The sequence below is a fragment of the Devosia sp. Root105 genome (assembly GCF_001424865.1).
Taxonomy (GTDB): Bacteria; Pseudomonadota; Alphaproteobacteria; order Rhizobiales; family Devosiaceae; genus Devosia_A.
In genome coordinates this window covers 704,742-722,874 of the sequence record NZ_LMCR01000001.1, presented here as the reverse complement: position 1 = coordinate 722,874, position 18,133 = coordinate 704,742, and the positions used below count along the sequence as shown (strand labels likewise).

General features: G+C 65.3%; 16 protein-coding genes. 6 read left to right on the top strand and 10 right to left on the bottom strand.

The annotated features are described in order from the left end of the window. Positions 1 to 45 precede the first annotated feature (45 nt). Entirely contained in the window at positions 46 to 1,422 is a 1,377-nt protein-coding gene (locus ASC68_RS03355) for a serine hydrolase (protein ID WP_055874712.1), read from the bottom strand. Positions 1,423 to 1,501: 79 nt separating this feature from the next. Continuing rightward, entirely contained in the window at positions 1,502 to 2,035 is a 534-nt protein-coding gene (ppa, locus tag ASC68_RS03350; RefSeq protein ID WP_055874708.1) for an inorganic diphosphatase, read from the bottom strand. 207 nt (positions 2,036 to 2,242) lie between these two features. On the opposite strand from ppa, the gene ASC68_RS03345 reads away from it, so the two are divergent. Next, positions 2,243 to 2,812: a hypothetical protein gene (locus ASC68_RS03345; protein WP_055874705.1), complete on the top strand. Its 570-nt coding sequence runs from the start codon at positions 2,243 to 2,245 to the stop codon at positions 2,810 to 2,812. Positions 2,813 to 3,078: 266 nt separating this feature from the next. Here ASC68_RS03345 and ASC68_RS03340 read toward each other — a convergent pair whose 3' ends face one another. After that, positions 3,079 to 3,396 (bottom strand): heavy metal-binding domain-containing protein, encoded by a 318-nt coding sequence (locus ASC68_RS03340; protein ID WP_055875960.1) that lies wholly within the window; start codon positions 3,394 to 3,396, stop codon positions 3,079 to 3,081. Between the two features lie 7 nt (positions 3,397 to 3,403). Beyond that, on the bottom strand, positions 3,404 to 3,835 hold the full coding sequence (locus ASC68_RS03335) for a TerB family tellurite resistance protein (protein ID WP_055874702.1): 432 nt from the start codon (positions 3,833 to 3,835) through the stop codon (positions 3,404 to 3,406). A 276-nt stretch (positions 3,836 to 4,111) separates the two neighbouring features. On the opposite strand from ASC68_RS03335, the gene ASC68_RS03330 reads away from it, so the two are divergent. The 3 genes from ASC68_RS03330 to ASC68_RS03320 are packed head-to-tail and all read left to right on the top strand — an operon-like array spanning position 4,112 to position 9,904. Next, complete coding sequence (locus tag ASC68_RS03330) at positions 4,112 to 4,969, top strand: hypothetical protein (protein WP_055874700.1); 858 nt, start codon at positions 4,112 to 4,114, stop codon at positions 4,967 to 4,969. After that, entirely contained in the window at positions 4,854 to 6,569 is a 1,716-nt protein-coding gene (locus tag ASC68_RS03325) for a DNA polymerase Y family protein (protein WP_156387222.1), read from the top strand. Before ASC68_RS03330 ends, ASC68_RS03325 begins: the two co-directional genes overlap by 116 nt. Beyond that, positions 6,566 to 9,904, top strand: a complete 3,339-nt coding sequence (locus ASC68_RS03320; protein WP_055874695.1) for an error-prone DNA polymerase — start codon at positions 6,566 to 6,568, stop codon at positions 9,902 to 9,904. Before ASC68_RS03325 ends, ASC68_RS03320 begins: the two co-directional genes overlap by 4 nt. Before the next feature lie 154 nt (positions 9,905 to 10,058). Here ASC68_RS03320 and ASC68_RS03315 read toward each other — a convergent pair whose 3' ends face one another. From ASC68_RS03315 to ASC68_RS03295, 5 genes are all read right to left on the bottom strand, one after another. Beyond that, complete coding sequence (locus ASC68_RS03315) at positions 10,059 to 10,544, bottom strand: chemotaxis protein CheW (RefSeq protein WP_055874692.1); 486 nt, start codon at positions 10,542 to 10,544, stop codon at positions 10,059 to 10,061. 62 nt (positions 10,545 to 10,606) lie between these two features. After that, positions 10,607 to 12,883, bottom strand: coding sequence for a chemotaxis protein CheA (locus ASC68_RS03310; RefSeq protein ID WP_055874689.1), 2,277 nt, complete (start codon positions 12,881 to 12,883; stop codon positions 10,607 to 10,609). A gap of 56 nt (positions 12,884 to 12,939) precedes the next feature. Then, positions 12,940 to 13,299, bottom strand: coding sequence for a response regulator (locus ASC68_RS03305; protein ID WP_055874686.1), 360 nt, complete (start codon positions 13,297 to 13,299; stop codon positions 12,940 to 12,942). A gap of 3 nt (positions 13,300 to 13,302) precedes the next feature. After that, positions 13,303 to 13,593, bottom strand: coding sequence for an STAS domain-containing protein (locus ASC68_RS03300; protein WP_055874681.1), 291 nt, complete (start codon positions 13,591 to 13,593; stop codon positions 13,303 to 13,305). Between the two features lie 88 nt (positions 13,594 to 13,681). Continuing rightward, on the bottom strand, positions 13,682 to 14,698 hold the full coding sequence (locus ASC68_RS03295) for a 3-hydroxyisobutyryl-CoA hydrolase (RefSeq protein WP_055874678.1): 1,017 nt from the start codon (positions 14,696 to 14,698) through the stop codon (positions 13,682 to 13,684). Between the two features lie 44 nt (positions 14,699 to 14,742). Here ASC68_RS03295 and ASC68_RS03290 point away from each other — a divergent pair, with 44 nt between their 5' ends. Further along, complete coding sequence (locus tag ASC68_RS03290) at positions 14,743 to 16,086, top strand: NAD(P)H-dependent oxidoreductase (protein WP_055874675.1); 1,344 nt, start codon at positions 14,743 to 14,745, stop codon at positions 16,084 to 16,086. 63 nt (positions 16,087 to 16,149) lie between these two features. Next, the gene (locus ASC68_RS29100) at positions 16,150 to 17,112 is read left to right on the top strand and encodes a cupin domain-containing protein (protein ID WP_248310483.1); all 963 of its coding nucleotides are present in this window, start codon (positions 16,150 to 16,152) and stop codon (positions 17,110 to 17,112) included. A gap of 9 nt (positions 17,113 to 17,121) precedes the next feature. Here the strand turns inward: ASC68_RS29100 and ASC68_RS03275 are convergent, their stop codons facing one another. After that, on the bottom strand, positions 17,122 to 18,099 hold the full coding sequence (locus ASC68_RS03275) for a zinc-binding dehydrogenase (protein ID WP_055874672.1): 978 nt from the start codon (positions 18,097 to 18,099) through the stop codon (positions 17,122 to 17,124). Positions 18,100 to 18,133: the final 34 nt, after the last annotated feature.

Below are 18,133 nucleotides of genomic sequence, written 5' to 3'. Positions count from 1 at the left end.
GTTGACCGATATATGTGAACCCGGTTTCACAGTTTCAAGGGGTCACTATTCAATCCGCTGACCGGCCTGATTGTAACCGCCCTGGTGCAGCGTCACCCTCGCCGCCTTGCCGTCTGGCCCGAGCTCAAAGCTCAGCTGCGCATCGACCACTTTGTAGAAGAACGTCGTCTCGTTCTCGGCGAATACCGGGAGCTTTTCCTGCCCCGTCGCCTGGACGAACAGCCCGTCGCCCTCGCGCGTCACCTCGAGCACGAAGGCCGGGGTCAGGGCATATTTGCCGACATAGCGGTCGAGCAGCGCCGGATCGATCTCGGCCGCCTGGCGCAGCTTCGGCATCGGCGCCAGTGGCAGGTTTTCGGCGAGGAGGTGGAAGCCGATATCCTCGATCCCCACCGTGCTCGCCATGTTGGAGAGCACCACCACGCCCTTGCGGCTCTGCCGATCATAGCCGGCAAAGGCGTTGTAGCCGCCGGTCATGCCGTTGTGCCAGGCAATCTCGCCCTCGGGGTGAGTGAGCGTGAACCAGCCGAGCCCGACCCTGCCGCCGCTCGGGTCGGACGGCCGGGTCCGCTCCAGCATGATGGCGAAGGCCGGATCGAGCGGCGACGGCACCGCCCCGCTTGCCGCGGCAATGAACTTGCTGACATCGGCAACAGTTGAACGCAGCGCCCCGGCGCCGGCAAACACCTCGAGGTCCCAGTTGCTCACCGGGTTGCGCGCCGCGTCGTGGCCATGCGCCAGCCGTTGCTCGAGCTCGGGTGTGGTGGTCAGCGCCGTCTCGGTCATCCCGAGCGGGGTAAAGATACGCTCGTCGAGGAGGCTCGCATAGCTTTTGCCGGTGACCTGCTCGACGGCCTGCGCCACCAGCGCCAGGCCGATATTGGAGTACTCGAACTCCGCCCCGATATCGCGCGGCAGCTGGTAGCTCTGAAGGAACTGATAGAGCGGGGCAGCCCCATAGCCGGCATAGGGGTTGGCCGGATTGGCCGCGCCGAGCCCCGGCGGCACCGAGGGCAGACCCGATGAATGCGTTACCAGGTCGAACGTGGTGATCTGCTTGCCGCCGCGTTCAGGCAGCACGATGCCAGCAGGCAGGTAATTCACGATCGGCGCATCGAGGTCGATCTTGCCGGCCAGCACCTGCTCGGCGAGCAGCACATTGGTGAACAGTTTCGTCACCGAACCGATCTCGAACACCGTGTGTTCGTCGATCCCTTCGGCATCACCAAGCGCCGGATGACCGTGGGCGACAAAGCGCGGCGCGCCATTCTCGATCACCGCGACGGCGATGCCGACATTCTGCTCGGCCGTATCGATCCGCTCGACCAGAATCTGTTCGATCGCCGCGCCGGTCGGGCTTTGCGCCAGCGCACCGGCAGTCGACAACAGGGCGGCGGCGAGTGCGGTCAGTACGGCTTTCATCCGGTCCTCCAAGGTGAGCCCCCGATATGGGACTCACAATTGGAGAGACAAGCATTGCGCCAGGATTACCCGACTGAGCTTACTTCTCGGCCTTGGCGCGCTCGATCGATTCGAGGATCACCTGGCGGGCGTCGTCGACACCGCCGAGCTTTTCGATCTTGGCCCACTTGCCCGGCTCGAGATCCTTATAGTGGGTGAAAAAGTGCTTCACCCGCTCGAGCTGGATCGGCTGCATGTCGGTGATGTCGTTGATCCCGTCATACATCTTGGTGAGCTTGGATACCGGCACGGCGAGGATCTTCTCGTCCTTGCCGCCATCGTCTTCCATGAACAGCACGCCGAACGGCCGGCAGCGCACCACCGCGCCCGGCACCAGCGGCCGCGAGTTCATCACGATCACATCGAGCGGGTCGCCGTCACCGCACAGGGTGTGCGGCACGAAGCCGTAATTCCCCGGATAGCGCATCGGCGTATAGAGGAAACGGTCGACGAACAGGGCGCCCGAGGCCTTGTCGATCTCGTACTTGATCGGCTCGCCGCCCAGCGGCACCTCGATGATGACGTTGAGGTCGTCGGGGGGATTCTTGCCGATCGGGATCGCGTCGATATTCATTGGGGCTGCCTTAGGGTCCTGAGCGTTTCCAGGAAAAGTTGCAGACTTTTCCGGTTCGGAAGCGCGACAAACGAAAACTAAGAGACGGTCGACGCTTCATGAAGCGGTGACCGTTTCGATTTCGCCGGGTTGTGGCCTATCCGGGGCCATGATTGCAAGGCATACGAATGCGCGGGTGGCATGCAGCCTTAAGGAGGATTTGCCGTGATGGGACGGTTTTTCGCCAGTGCGCTTTATGTCGCCGTCGGGCTTTTGCTCGCCGCACCCGCCGTCGCACAGCAGATCGAATCGAGCGAGACCAACCTCGACCTCAACATCGATTGCACGGTGATGCAGTCTGACGATTTCGGTTCCACCTGGGCCTGCACCGGGCTCAAGGGCATGCCGGTGATGGTTTCCGAGAGTGACCTCCGGATGGCCGTCTCCTACGGCCTCAACTCGACCACCGAGAAAGCGGCCAAGCAGCGGCTGCAGCCGCCCAACCGGCTGGGCGACAAGATCGAGTGGCGCGTTTCCAACGCCGACGGTTACTGGAAGCCGTTTGCCTCGATCCTCCGCTTCTTCACCAAGGGCGAGGAGGGCAAGCCCGACGGCGAGGTGCTGGTGGTGACCAGGATCAGCCCCGGCGCCACCTGCCACATCGCCTATGTCGATGCGCTGGCCAACTCAGACGCCGAAGCCTTGGCGCGCCAGGCCGCCGATAGCAAGGCGAAGGATTTCGACTGCGAGACGGATGAGCCGGAATATGTCGGCAAGTTCGAGGCCTGGACGCGCTGAGCGTTCCACACCACGGTGTCACCCCGGCGAAGGCCGGGGCGCATCCTGAGATGTTCCGATCCAGCGCTAAGGCGACAGCACCAGACGGCGCCCCAAGCTCGGTGTCATCCCTGCGAAAGCAGGGACCCAACTCGCCGCAGCGCAAGTGGATAGGTGGGTCCCAGCTTTCGCTGGGATGACAGCCGGTGGGTGGGGCACGACCGTGACTTGGCGCATATGCGCTTTCGCGGGGATGACCACCGCGGATGAGGATTAGGTGCGCGCCCCTACAGCCGCACCGCCGTGCCGGACACCGAGACCATCAGCATCGAGCCGGCCTGCCCGACCACTTCGTAATCGATATCGACCCCCACCACCGCGTCGGCCCCGAGCCGTTGCGCCTCGGCCCTGAGTTCGTTGAACGCGGTGTTGCGGGCGTCGCGCAGCGCCCCTTCATAGGCCCCGGCCCGGCCACCGACGATGTCGCGAATGCCGGCAAACAGATCCTTGAAGATATTGGCGCCGACGATCACCTCGCCGGTGACGATGCCGAGGTAATCGCGTATCGGCCGGCCCTCGAGCGTCGGCGTGGTCGAGATGATGATCATCGCATCAGGCCCGCGCCATCTGGTTGCGCAGCACCGTGCGATCGCGCGACGATACCCCGATCAGCTCGGCGATACGCCACACCATATTGTCCTCGAGCTCGTGGTTGCGCTTATCGGCGAACACCACCTGCCACATCATCCGGATGATCTCGACCTTCTCGCCCTCGTCGAGCGAGCTCAGCGCCGAGGTGAAACGGTAGAAATCCACCGACTCCTGGTCGCGCTTGGTCGCCTCGACGATCAACTTGCTGACCTCGGTCTCGTTGAGCCCGTAATAATCCATCAGCGTCCCCTCGAGCGCCTGGCGCTCGGGATCGCTGATCTGCCCGTCGATGGCGGCGAGGTGCACCAGCAAGGCGGCGACCGCCAGTTTGGGCTCCATGCTGAGCACAGTGGCATCGGGTCTCTGGAAGATGGAGCGCAACGCATCGAACATGGGGAGGAGTCCTTCGGATACTCGAGTGTTTCACCGTTTCAAGGAAACGCCGAAACGCTCCAGCTCTTATTTTGTCGCGCTTTCGAACCGGAAAAGTCTGCAACTTTTCCTGAAAGCGCTCGGGAGGAACATAGGCAGTCCCGCCCGATCGCGAAAGTGCCCGCTTGCCGCAGCGCAAGGATGTGACCGCAGCGTGTGCCGGACTCTTCTGCTTGACTCCTCACCGGACTCTGGTGTTCCCTGTTTGTTCTAATTACTGACAACAGGGAGGCTCAGATGCCGGGCCTCGCACGCCACGATCTCGATGCCTTACGACTGAAAATTGCCGCCCTGGAAAAGCGCCCGCTGCTGGCCGAAGGCGCGGCAATGCTGGCTGAACGGCTGGGGCGGGCTGCCAATGATAGAGGCGAGAATGCCGATCCGCTCGAGTTGCTCGCTGCCCCAAGTGGCCTGCTGCACGAGGTGTTTGCCGATGAGCAGCGCCAGAGCGGCGCGGCGCTCGGCTTCACCTTCGGGCTCGCCCGGCAGCTGCTGACCTCGCAGCGGCAGGCGGTGCTCTATCTGCAGCTGGTGGGGGAAGGCCAGGAGCTGGGGCTGCCCTACGGCGCCGGGCTCACGCAGTTCGGCATCGATCCGGCGCAGCTGGTGATCGGCCGGATCGACAGCATGACCGAGCTGCTCTGGGCCATGGAGGAAGCCATTGCCTGCCGGGCGGTGGCCGGGGTTATCGCCGATCTCGCCAGCCACCCCAAGGCGCTGGATTTCACCGTATCGCGCCGGCTGAGCCTCCGCGCCGCCGCCGCCGGGACCTCGGCTTTCCTCGTGCGCTATGGCCGGGGCCGCGAGGCGAGCGCCGCCAAACTGCGTTGGCGGATCTCGCCGGCAATGAGCGGGGAGTTGCCGTTCGACCCGCGCGCTCCCGGAATTCCCCGCTTCCAGGTCGAGATCGAAAAAGGCCGGCTCGGCGACAAGACGCAGCGCGCCGAAGGCAAGACCATGCTTGTGGACTGGACAGAAAATGGCTTCGTTTCAGTCGAACCCAAACGCCGCACCGGAACTGCTGTTCACCGAACGGCGCCGACATCTCGCCCTGTCGCTGCCCCGCTGGGCCACCGACTGTCTCAAGCGGGCTGACCCGGCGCTCGCCGGCTCGTCGCGCCCGCTGGCCCTGTGGGAAAAGCAGAAGGGCGCCATGCGGCTCGCCGCGGTGGATGCGGCAGCGACCAAGGCCAACCTGATCTCCGGGCAGAACCTTTCGGATGCACGGGCGCTGGTGCCGGAACTCGAAGTGCGCGAGATCGACCGGGCTTACCTTGAGCAGGTGTTCGCCGATTTTGCCGATTGGCATTCCAACGCCAGCCCGATCGTCGCCGTGCACACGGCAGCGGCGCCCTATGGCGACCTGGTGCTCGACATCACCGGGGTGGCCCACCTGTTCGGCGGCGAACAGAAAATGCTCGAGGTGCTGGTCAGCCGGCTGCGCATTCTGGGTTTTACCGTCTCCGGCGCTATCGCCGATACGGTTGGGGCGGCCTGGGCCCTGGCGCATTTCTCCGCCGGCAGCATCGTCCCCAAAGGCGAGACCGAAGCGGCGCTCGCCAGCCTGCCGATCGTCGGCTTGCGGCTCGAAGAGGCGCAGGTTGCCGGGCTCAACCAGATGGGGCTCAAGAGCATCGGCCAGCTCTATGGCCGGGATCGGCGGGCGCTGCAGGCCCGCTTCGGCGAAACGCTGATTCTAAGGCTCGACCAGGCGCTGGGCCGGATCGAAGAGCGGATCACCCCACGCCTGCCGATCGCCGAATATTATGCCGAGCGCCGTTTCGCCGAACCCATCGGCTACATGGACGACGTGCTGATGACGGCGCGCGATCTCGCCATCCAGCTCGGCCTGCGGCTCGAAGCCGAGGGCCTTGGGGCCCAGACCTTCCACCTCTTGCTCTATCGGGTCGACCACAAGGTGATGAACCTCACCATCAATGCCGGCCGGGCAACCCGCGACCCCAACCATATCGCCCAGCTGTTCGTGCACCGCTCCGAACGGCTCGAAGGCGAATATGATGCCGGGTTCGGTATCGACATGATCCGGCTCGCCGCAAGCTCGCTGTCCGAAGTGCAGAGCACGCAGCTTGGGGCGTTCGAGGTAGAGGACGGGGCACAGGATCTCGACCGGCTCTACGATCGGATGACCAGCCGGCTCGGCCCGCTGGCGCTGACCCGCTCGAAATTCGTCAACACTCACATCCCCGAGCGGGCCACGAAGTTCGAGCCGGTGATCGCCCAGACCGAGGATGATCCGGAAGCGCTGCCCGATCCGGAACTTCGGCGGCCGCTCCGCTTATTGCCCAATCCGGAACCGATCAACGTGATGGCGGAGGTGCCGCATGGCCCGCCGATGCGGATCATCTGGCGGCGCATCGCTTACCGTATCCTCAAGGCCTCGGGGCCGGAGCGGATCGAAGCCGAGTGGTGGCGCTCGGGCAAAAACCTCGAGGTGCTGGAACGGCCAGAGCGTGGCAGCAAGCGGCGCGACCCGCGCGACGACCCCAAAACTGAAACTCAGAAACCCAGGGAGCCGGAGCATGTTTCCGCACTCGCGGCGTTCGATCCGCTGACCACCGTGCGCGACTATTACATCATCGAGGACGATGGCGGCCGGCGGCTCTGGATTTTCCGCATCGGGCTCTATGGCGCTGCCGAAGCGCCGCGCTGGTTCCTGCACGGGTTCTTCGCATGAGCCGGCCCAGCTATGCCGAACTGATGGTGACGTCGAACTTCTCGTTTTTGAGAAGCGGTTCACATCCCGAGGAACTGGTCTCGGCAGCGATCGAACTGGGGATGAGCGGCGTCGGCATCTGCGATCGCAACAGCTTTGCCGGCGTGGTGCGCGGTTACGTGGCGCATCGCGACCTTAAGCATAAGGCGCCGGATTTCCGCTACGTCGTCGGGGTCCGGCTCTGCTTTGCCGACGATACCCCCGACATCATCGCCTACCCATCGGACCGTGAGGCCTATGGCCGGCTCTGCCGCATGCTGAGCCGCGGCAACCTTCGCGAGGAGAGCGAGAAGGGCAAGTGCGTGCTGAGCTTCGCCGACCTCGAGGATTTCATCGAAGGCCAGCTGCTGATCCTCCACTGCGACGAGACGCGCTGGGAGCATTCCGGCGCGGTGCTCGAACGCCTCGCCAAGCTCAGCCCGGGCAATGTCTGGCTGGCCGCAGCCGTGACCTTCAAGGGCACCGACCGTGGCAGGCTCAACCGGCTGGCCGCGATGGCGGCGGCAGCCAAGGTGCCGCTGCTGGCGGTCAATGACGTGCTCTACCATGAGCCCAACCGTAAGATCGTCCAGGACGTGGTGACCTGCATCCGCGAGCACCTGACGCTGGAAACCGCCGGCCGGCGCTTGCAGCAGAACGCCGAGCGCTACCTGAAACCGGCGAGCGAGATGACCCGGCTGTTCGCCGAGCATCCCGACGCCATCGCTGAGACGCAGGTGCTGCTGGGTCGTATCGGCTTCAGCCTTGACCAGTTGAAATACAATTATCCGACCGAAACCATCGGCAATGGCGAGACGGCGCAGGAGACGCTGGAGCGGCTGACCTGGGAAGGGGCGCATTGGCGCTATCCCGATGGCATCCCCGACAGCATCAAACAGAGCCTGTGGAGCGAACTCTGCCTCATCGCCTACAAGGGCTACGCTTCCTACTTCCTCACCGTCGAGGATGTGGTGCGCTACGCCCGCCATAAGCTCAAAATCCTCTGCCAGGGGCGCGGCTCGGCCGCCAATTCGGCGGTCTGCTATTGCCTCGGCGTGACCGAGGTCGACCCCACCAAGGTCACCCTGGTGTTCGGCCGCTTCCTCAGCACCGAGCGCGACGAGCCGCCCGATATCGACGTCGATTTCGAGCATGAGCGGCGCGAAGAGGTGATGCAGTATGTCTACCACAAATATGGTGGTGAGCGGACCGGGCTGACCGCGACGGTCATCTCCTATCGCTCGAAGAGCGCCATCCGTGAAACCGCCAAGGTGTTCGGGATTTCCGACGACACCATCGGGGCGCTCAACCAGCTGCATTGGGGTTGGGGCAATGCCGCCGACCTCAAGGGCATCAGGATGCTGGGGCTCGATCCGGACGATCCGACCTTGACGCAGATGTTCAACGTGGTGCCGGTGTTGAAATCCTTCCCCCGCCACCTCAGCCAGCATGTCGGTGGCTTCGTCATCACCCGCGATTCGCTCGAGAGCCTGGTGCCGATTTCGAAGACGGCGATGGAGAGCCGCACCATCGTCGAGTGGGACAAGGACGATATCGACGCGCTCGGCATCCTCAAGGTCGATATCCTGGCGCTCGGCATGCTCACCTGCCTCCGCCGTTCGTTCGAGCTGCTGCACCAGCACTATGATCGCGATGTCACGCTGCCGCAGCTGATGGCCGAGGAAACCCAGCCTGAGGTGAAGGCCCCGGTCTACCGGATGACGCATCGCGCCGACACTATTGGGGTGTTCCAGATCGAGAGCCGGGCGCAGATGTCGATGCTGCCGCGGCTGAAGCCGGTGGAGTTTTACGACCTCGTTATCGAGGTGGCGATCGTCCGCCCCGGCCCGATCCAGGGCGGCATGGTGCATCCCTATCTGAAGCGCCGGCAGGAGCTGGAGCCGGTTGAGTCTCTATCGCCAGAGCTGGATGCCGTGCTCCATCGCACCAAGGGCATCCCACTGTTCCAGGAACAGGCGATGCAGATCGCCATTGTCGCCGCCGGCTTCACCCCCGGCGAAGCCGACAAGCTGCGCCGCGCCATGGCGACGTTCCGGCGCAACGGTACCATCCATACCCTCAAGGACCGCTTCCTGAGCGGCATGAAGAAGAATGGCTATCCTGACGACTTCGCCCAGCGCTGCTTCGCCCAGATCGAGGGTTTTGGCGATTACGGTTTTCCGGAAAGCCATGCCGCCTCGTTTGCGCTGCTGGTCTATGCCTCGTGCTGGATGAAGTGCCACTACCCCGATGTGTTCGCCTGCGCGCTGCTCAACAGCCAGCCGATGGGGTTTTACTCGCCGGCGCAGATCGTCCGTGACGCCGTCGAGCACGGGGTCGAGATGCGGGTCGCCGATGTCAACCGCTCGGACTGGCTGCATGTGCTGGAAGCTGGCGTTCCGGCGCGCCAACGGCTCGCCAAACAACATGCCGAAATGCGGGACGATATCCTGTCGAACAAGGCGATCCGGCTCGGCCTCAGGCAGGTCATCGGGCTGAAGCAGGATCATGCCAACCTGATCGTCGCCCGCCGCGGTGATGGCTACGCCTCGATCCGCGACCTCTGGGTGCGGACGGGCATTCCGGTGGCGACGCTGGAAAAGCTGGCCGAGGCCGATGCCTTCGGCTCGATGGGGCTCAACCGGCGCGAGGCGCTCTGGGTGGTCCGCGGGCTCAACGGCGTGGCTGGAGCTGAGCAGCTGCCGCTATTCGCGATCTCGAAGAAAGTGTCGAAACCCGATGATGCCGAGAGCGACCTGCCGGTGATGGCCCAGGGAGAATCGGTGGTGCACGACTACCGGACGCTGTCGCTGTCGCTGAAGGGGCACCCGGTGGGGTTCCTCCGACCCGAACTCGATCGGCGCGGCATCCTGCGCTGTTCCGACCTGATCGACAGACCGAACGGCGCCATCGTCGAGACCGCCGGCCTGGTGCTGGTGCGCCAGCAGCCGGGGACGGCGAGCGGGGTGATCTTCATGACGCTGGAGGATGAAACCGGCATCGCCAATATCATCGTGTGGAACAAGACCTTCGACAAAAATCGCCGCGTCGTGCTCGGTTCACGCCTGCTGGCGGTGCGGGGTCAGCTGCAGCGCGAAGGCCTCGTCACCCATCTCGTCTCCCGCAGCTTCACCGATTTCACCCCCAGCCTGCTCGACCTGGCGCAGGGCCTCGATATCGGCAACGGGATTTTGGCGCACGGCGACGAGGGGCGGACCGGCCCGCACCCCGGCCGCGACGAGGGCGAGCGCCGCCGCCGCGAACAGCTCGACCGCGAAGCCTACGCCGCGCTGCCGTCCGGCCGGAATTTTCATTAGGCGCTCAGTCTTGGCGTGAGACACCGGCGGTGGCTGGGTGGCCTTCTCCCCTTGTGGGAGAAGGCGCTCGCTCCACCGCCGGTGTCTCACACATCCGAAAACAAAAGGGCCGCCCTCGCGGACGGCCCTTGCAGCTTTCAGCGATGGCTCCGCCTCAGCTGTCCATCTTCGCCCCAGACACCACCGCGTGCAGGTCGATCAGCCCGACCATGCGGCTTTCGTGCGTCACGATGCCGTTCAACAGTTCGGTGTCGATCGAGTTGCCCTCGGGCACGTTGTGGATGTCGGTCTTGGCGACGGTCAGGATGTCGGACACCGCGTCCACCAGGATCCCCACCCACTTTTCGCCGACGCTCATCACCACCACGACGTGGTTCTTGGTCGGCGAGGTCTGGCCTTCGCCGAAGCGGGCGCGCAGGTCGAAGATCGGCACGATCGTACCGCGCAGGTTAATCACCCCGCGCACGAACTCGCGGGTGTTGGGCAGTGGCGTCGCGCCGTTCCAGGCGCGGATCTCGCGCACCGTGGTGATTTCCACGCCGTAGGTCTGCTCGCCGATCGAGAACGCGATCAGCTGCAGCGAGTTGGCGGCAGCCGCGACGCTGCCGGAGATGTCGTCCTTGAATGCGAGGGATTCCATTTGGTCTTCTGCCTTTCCTGCCGGCCTCCTGGCCGGCGTCAGATCTGTGGTTCAGCGCTGCCTCAGGCAGCGCTCTTGTGAGCCGCGGTGGCGGATTTCAAACCCTGCACGTCGACGATCAGCGCTACGTTGCCGTCGCCGAGAATGGTGCCACCGGCGATGCCTTCGATCGACTGGAAGTTCTCCTCCAGCGATTTGATCACCACCTGCTGCTGGCCGATGATGTCGTCGACGATCACCGCCACCTTCACCCCGCCTTCGGCCTCGCACAGCACCACGAAGCGGTTGTCGCGCTCGACCTCGGTGGTCATCTCGAAGCGCGACGCCAGGTCCACCACCTGCACATATTCGCCGCGTACCTGCAGCACCTGCCCACCCGTGGGCATGCGCGAGAAATTGGCCCGGGCGCACTGGATGGTCTCGACGATCGACGAGAGCGGGATCACGTAGGGCGAACCCGCCACCTTCACCAGCATCACGTCAAGCACCGCGAGGGTCAGCGGCAGGCGCAGCGTCATCCGCGTGCCCTTGCCGGTCCAGCTCTTCACGTGCACCGAGCCGCCGATCTTCTTGATGTTACTGAGCACCACGTCCATGCCGACGCCGCGGCCCGAAATGTCGGAGACTTCAGAGGCAGTCGAAAAGCCCGGCGCGAAGATTAACTGGTCGATCTGCTCGTCGCTCAGCGCCTGCTCCGGCCCCACCACGCCGCGGTCGCGCGCCACCTGCAGCACGCGCTCGCGGTTGATGCCGCCGCCATCGTCTTCCACCGCGATCAGGATGTTGCCGCCCGCCTGCTCGGCCGACAGCCGAATCGCCCCGGACTCGTTCTTGCCCGCGGCCAACCGCTTTTCCGGACTCTCGATGCCGTGGTCGGCCGAGTTGCGGATCATGTGGGTCAGTGGGTCGGAAAGCTGCTCGATGATCGTCTTGTCGATCTCGGTATTCTCGCCAATGGTTTCGAGCCGGATCTTCTTGCCGGTCTTCGTCGCCAGTTCGCGCACCAGCCGTGGCATGCGCGAGAACACCGTCTTCACCGGCTGGGCGCGGATCGCCATCACCGAATCCTGCAGGCCGCGCGTCGTCTGCGCCAACACTTCGAGGCCGCGCACCAGTTCCTGGTAGCGGGCGCGCAGCGTCTCATCCATCTGCTGGGTGAGCATTGACTGGGTGATCACCAGTTCGCCCACCATGTTGACCACGCGGTCGATCTTGTCGAGATCGACGCGGATCGACTGCACGCCATTGCGCCGATCCTCGGCGCCCGAACGGCGGTCGTTCTCGCCTTCGAATTCCTCGGCGGGAGCCGCCTGCTTCAGCGGCGGCGGCATCAGCGGCGGCGCCGCCTTCAGCGCCGGCTTCAGGCTTTCGGCGAGATCGGCAAAGCTCAACAGCTCGGCCGTCGGGGTGGCCTCGACCTCGGCAATGGCAGCCACGGGCTCCGTCACATCGGCCATCAGCTCGGCAAACGACGGCATCGCCTCGATCTGCGCATCAAGCGCTGCTTCCGCCACCGGCGCTTCGCCGCGGGTGATCTCGAGATCGCAATTGCCCTCGACGAACTCGAACACCTCGGCGATCGCCGCCTCGGTCACGGTGTCGGAGCTGAGCGTGATCTCCCAGCTGCAATAGACCCCGAACGGCTCGAAATCGGCCAGCGCCGGAATCTCGTCGAGCACCGCCCGCACCTTGATATCACCCAGCGTTCCGAGCTCGCGCAGCAACAGCAGCGGGTCGTTGGCCCGGGCGTAAAGATCGGAATGCGGGGTGAAACGGATGATCCAGTGCCCGGCTTCCAGCGCCAGCGGCGGCGCCTCGAAGGCATCGTCGAGCACGGCAAGACTCAGCGGCCCCTCGGCCACGACATCGTCGTCCTCGGCGCCGGCGATGGTCACCATGACCGGCACGAAGTCGATGTCGAACTCTTCCATCGGCTCGCCGGCCATATCCGGGTCGCCCGAGGTCAGCGCGTCGAACTGGTGCTTTTCCTCGGCGCCGTAGCCGGCTTCGAGCTCGGTGCCATCCTTGGCCGCCGCGACGAAATCGGCGACGATGTCGTTGGCGCGGATGCAGAGCGCCGCCACCGGTTCGCTGAGCTCCACCCGTCCGTCACGGACATGGTCGAGCAGCGTCTCATAGGCATGCGCGAACCCCACCAGCCCCTGGAAACCAAACGCTCCACCGCCACCCTTGATCGAGTGGATGGCGCGGAACACCGCGTTCAGCCGGTCGCTCGAGCGGTCGCCCTCTTCGATGGCGGCGAACTGCTCTTCAAGTTCGAGCAGCAGCTCCGAGCACTCGTCGAAATAGGTGGCCTTGAAGTCGTCGAGGTCGCTCATGGACTAGTCACGAACCCTTCTGGGTTGCCGGGAAGGCGAGAGAGGCGCGGAAGAACTCAGTGCACCACGCGGTGGATCACCGAGATCAGTTTCTCCGGGTCGAACGGCTTGACGATCCAGCCGGTGCCGCCGGCAGCGCGGCCCTGGTCGCGCTTGTCCTGGCTGGTTTCGGTGGTGAGGATCAGGATCGGCAGCGAGTTGTGCATGCCCGAGGCGCGGACGTTCTTGATGAACTCGATCCCGTCCATCACCGGCATGTTGATGTCGGTGATCACCACATCGACGCTCTCGTTCTTGAGCACGTCGAGGCCCTTCTGGCCGTCTTCGGCCTGCAGCACCTCGAAGCCCGCATTGCTGAGCGTATGGTGCAGCATGGCGAGAATGGTTCGGGAATCGTCAACCGTCAGTACACGCATGAATTACCCTTCCATGATCGCGGCGAACGGGGCCTGAAGCCCCAGCCGCGAAACAGCCAGCCGGAACGCCTCGCTGGGCGCGCTGACCGAAAATGCGAAATTGTTGCGACGGGCGGTCTCGGCGGCACTCAGCAGCATGAACAGCGCGTTGGTCGCCACCCGTTCGATCGCTGCCCCCGAGACCGTAACCGGTCCGGATTCGATAGCGTCGACCAGCTCGTCACGAATAGGATCGAGCGCGTCGAGATCGACGATCGCCGGCAAGGCGATAGTTTTGCTGCGTGCCTGAGCCATCTACTTGGCTGCCCCCGTGGACTTCTGCCCGGCGCCAGCATCCGATGGAACGGTTTAGGAAGTGCTAAATTCAGGCGCTTTCGGCGCGTCAGGCAGCGCCCACCACTGCCCGGATCGATGACCGGTCGACGCCTGCCAGCGAGTTGGGCCGCCAGAGGGGCTTCTGGTCCTTGTCGACCAGCACTGCCCGCACCCCCTCGGCGAAATCCGGCAGCCGGCACAGCAGGCGTGCCAGCCGCAGGTCTGCGGCCAGTACCGCGCCGATATGGCTGAACCGCCGCGCCGCGTGGTGGCTTTCGGCTATGGCGACGAGGCTGGTCGGCGAGCGCAGCGCCAGTTGCGCCAGTTGCGGCTCGAGCCCGGCAGTGCCGACGATCACCGCTTCATCCGTCCAGTCCAGGCCCGCGTGCCGGTCGGCCGCGTCGCACAACACCGCTTCGCCCACCGGCGCCATCTCGGCCTGCATCAGCGCGCCGAGCGCTGCGTCGATCCGCGTCGCACTCGCCGCCGCCGCAATTCCGGCGCGCACCGCATCGCGCCGCGCCGGGTCGATGGCGCAATCGGTCAGCCCCAGCGCCAGCGCATCGGCGGCGCCCACCGGCACCCCGGTCATCGCGAAAGTCAGCGCCCGGTGCACCGGCGCCTTACTGAGGATGAAGTTCACCCCCACGTCGCAGGTAAAGCCGATCGCCGCCTCCGGCATGGCGAAACGCGCCTCGCTGGTGGTGAAGCGGAAGGCGCAGTGCCCGGCAATGCCGATGCCGCCGCCCATCACGATGCCATGGGTCAGCGCCACCAAAGGCTTGGGATAACGCGCGATGATGCCGTTCATCCGGTACTCGGCGGCAAAGAAGGCGTCGGCTTCCTCGGCCTTACCCTCGAGCACGGCCTGGCGCACCGCCCTGACGTCGCCGCCCGAGCAGAAACCGCGCGGGCCGCGGCCCTCGAACAGCACCAGCCGGATCTCGTCGTCATCGGCCCATTGCTCGAGCGCCCGGGTGATGCCGTCGATCATCTCGAGGTTCAGCGCGTTGATCGCCTCGGGCCGGTTGAGGGCAATGATCCCCAGGTTTGCCTCGCGAATCACATCGAGCTGGCCGGTCATCTCTCAGGTTCCCATGTGGCGACGCCAGTGGTAGAGCACCGCGCATGAAGGCCATCAACCCCCCGACCCCGCTCACCAATGTGCATCTGACCGGCATCGCGCGCGACCTCAAGGCGCGGGCCGATTCCGGCAGGCCGATCCGTATCGGCGTCATCGGTTCGGGCGAGATGGGCACGGACCTGGTGACCCAGGGCGGGCTGATGCGCGGCATCGAAGTGGCGGCCATCGCCACCCGCCGCCCGCACACTGCCCGCGCCGCCATGGCCATTGCCTATGGCGACGACACGCATGCCGTGGAAGCCGATACCGAGAGCAAGGTCACCGCCGCCATCGAGGCCGGCAAGATGGCCGTCACCTCGGCCGAAACGCTGGTCAAAAACCCGCTGATCGACGTGGTGATCGATGCCACCGGCAAACCCGGCGTCGCGGCGGACTATTGTCTGACCGCGATGGAGCACGGCAAGCACCTCGTGATGATGAACGTCGAAGCCGACGTCACCATCGGCCCCTACCTGAAGCACGAGGCCGATCGCCTCGGCGTCATCTATTCAGTCGGCGCGGGCGACGAGCCCTCTAGCTGCATGGAGCTGATCGAGTTCGCCTCGGCGCTCGGCTATCGGATCGTCTCGGCCGGCAAGGGCAAGAACAACCCGCTCAATCACGACGCGGTTCCCGACGACTATCGCGAGGAAGCGCTCCGCCGGAACATGAACCCGCGCATGCTGGTCGAGTTCGTCGATGGCAGTAAGACCATGGTCGAGATGGCCTGCATCGCCAATGCCACCGGGCTGGTCCCCGATGTGCCGGGCATGCATGGGCCGAAGGCCGACCGCGACGAGATGGTCAAGGTGCTGATCCCCAAGGCGGATGGCGGCATTCTCGACAAGAAGGGCGTCGTCGATTTCACCATCGGCAAGGGCGTGGCGCCGGGCGTGTTCGTCATCGTCGAGGCTGAGCACCCGCGCATCATCGAGCGCATGGACGATCTGCATGTCGGGAAGGGCCCCTACTATGCCTTCTTCCGCCCCTACCACCTGACCTCGCTGGAAGTGCCGCTGACCGCGGCCCGCATCATGCTCTACGGCAAGCCCGACATGGTGCCGATGCCCAATCCGGTCGCCGAAGTGTGCGCCGTCGCCAAGCGCGATCTGGCGGTGGGCGAGAGCTTCGATGCCATCGGCGAAACCTGCTACCGCAGCTTCATTCTGACCGTCGAAGACGCCCGCCGCCAGCATGCCGTGCCGGTCGGCCTGCTCGAAGGCGGCAAGGTCACTGCCCCGGTGAAGAAGGGCCAGCTCCTCACCACCGCCAACGCGCTGCCCGACCAGACCACCCGGCTCTACGCCCTGCGCCAGCGCCAGGACCAGATGCTCGGGCTCACCGCCTAGCCTCCGTCGCTTCTCGGACTTCTACCTCCGTGCTAGCGTCCCGGTCCGGCAGGAGGGCGCATCATGCCGGTATTCGATCGTGCAGTCGTTTCGATTCCCGGCAGCCAGCGTTACGGGCAGACGCCGTTCGGCGCGCCGGTGGTGATACATGCTTCAGCGGGTGACACCGACGGCAGCCTCGGCGTCTGGGACACCATTACCCCGCCGGGTCGCGGGCCCGCCGGCCACATGCACACCCGCGAAGTCGAGCTCTTCCTGGTCCTGGAGAGCAGCTACCACTTCATCTGCGGCAGCGACGAATTCGATGCCCCCACCGGCACCGTCGTCGCCTTGCCGCCGCATGTCCCGCACAAATGGTGGAACATCGGCGAGCAAACCGGCCGCATGCTCGGGATCGTCACGCCCGGCGGCTGCGAACAACTGTTTCTTGCGATCGCAGCAGAAAAGCCGGGCACGCAGTCCGACATCGCCCGCATCGAACACCGCCTCGGCATCGCCAACGAAGACACGGCAGCGCTCGGCTTCACGCTGGGCAGCGAGCCTTCTATGGCGCCGTTCCCGCGCGCCATCGTCTCGTTCCCGACCACCCCACCGAACGGCAAGACGGCCCGCGGCGACGACGTGCGGGTGCAGGTCCGCTCCGCCGAGACGGCCGGCCGGATGGGCGCATGGACCGCGGTGATCGCGCCGGGAACCGGTCCGAGCTGGCACACCCATAGCCGTGAGACCGAACTGTTCTTCGTCATCTCAGGCAGCTTCCGCTTCTGGTGCGGCACCGACAGCTGGACCGCCGGGCCTGGCTCGGTCATCGTCCTGCCACCGCATATCCCGCATCAATGGGTCAATATCGGCACCGAACCGGGCGAGCTGTTCGCCATGGTGACGCCGGGCGGTTTTGAGCAGATGTTCATCGACTTCCGCACCATCGGCGAGGTCTCCGACGCGGATGTCCTCGCCATCGAAAGCGGCCTCGGCGTCACCGACAGCCCATCGCCGGCAGGCGCTCCGTCTGACCCGACCGGCTAGCTGGGCGCTTCAGCTGCCGCGAATGGCGATCTTTCCCTGCCGGCCCTTCTCGTTGCTGGCCTGGGCGGCTTCCGCTGCCTGCTCGAGCGGAAACACCTCGGCGATCGGCAGCTTTAGCTCACCGCGCGCTGCCTTGCCGACGAACTCGACGATAGCGCCGCGGATCTGCTCGGGCGTATGGAAGCTCGAGGGCTTGGCGGCCCAGAACCCCTTCACCACCGCCCGCTTGAACAAGAGGTTATCGGCATTGATCTGCATCGGCCGGCCGCTCAGCGCCCCGAACGAGATCAGCCAGCCTTCTTCGGCGACGAGATCCAGCAGCTCGTCCGAAGCCCGGCCCGCTACCGAATCCAGCGCCCGCCGGATCGGCGCGCCGCCGGTGATCGCCCTGGCCCGATCCTGCCAGTCCTCATGCTCGCTCGAGACCGCATCGCCGATCCCCTCGGCGGCCAGTTCAGCTACCGCTGCCTCGCGCCGCACGATATTGAGCACCTTGACGCCGCGTTCTGCTGCCAGCTTGGCGATGATCTTGCCCACCGCGCCGTTGGCCGCGTTCTGCACGATCCACTCGCCCGCCTCGACCTGCAGCTCGCCCAGCAGCCGCCAGGCGCTCAGCGGCATCGACACCAGCTGGCACGCCGTCGCATCGTCGATCCCGTCCGGCAGCGGCACCAGCGATTGCGCGCCGGCGAGATAGTATTCCGCCCAGGCCGCGCTAGCGCCGCCGGTGACCCGTTGCCCCAGCTTGAGGTTGGTTACGCCTTCGCCCAGCTTGTCGACCACCCCCAGCGCCTCGGTGCCCGGCACATGCGGCAGCGGCGGCTTGTAGCCATAGTGCCCGGTGACGATCATCAGGTCGTGGTTGTGGATCGGCGACAGGATGAGCTTTACCCGCACCTGCCCCGGCCCGGGTTCCGGCAGCGGCCGCTCCTCGAGCTTCAGCACTTTACGGGGGCTGCCGAATTCCTCGAACACCACGGCTTTCATCGCATCACTCCATCTGACTGCCACGGAGATAAGC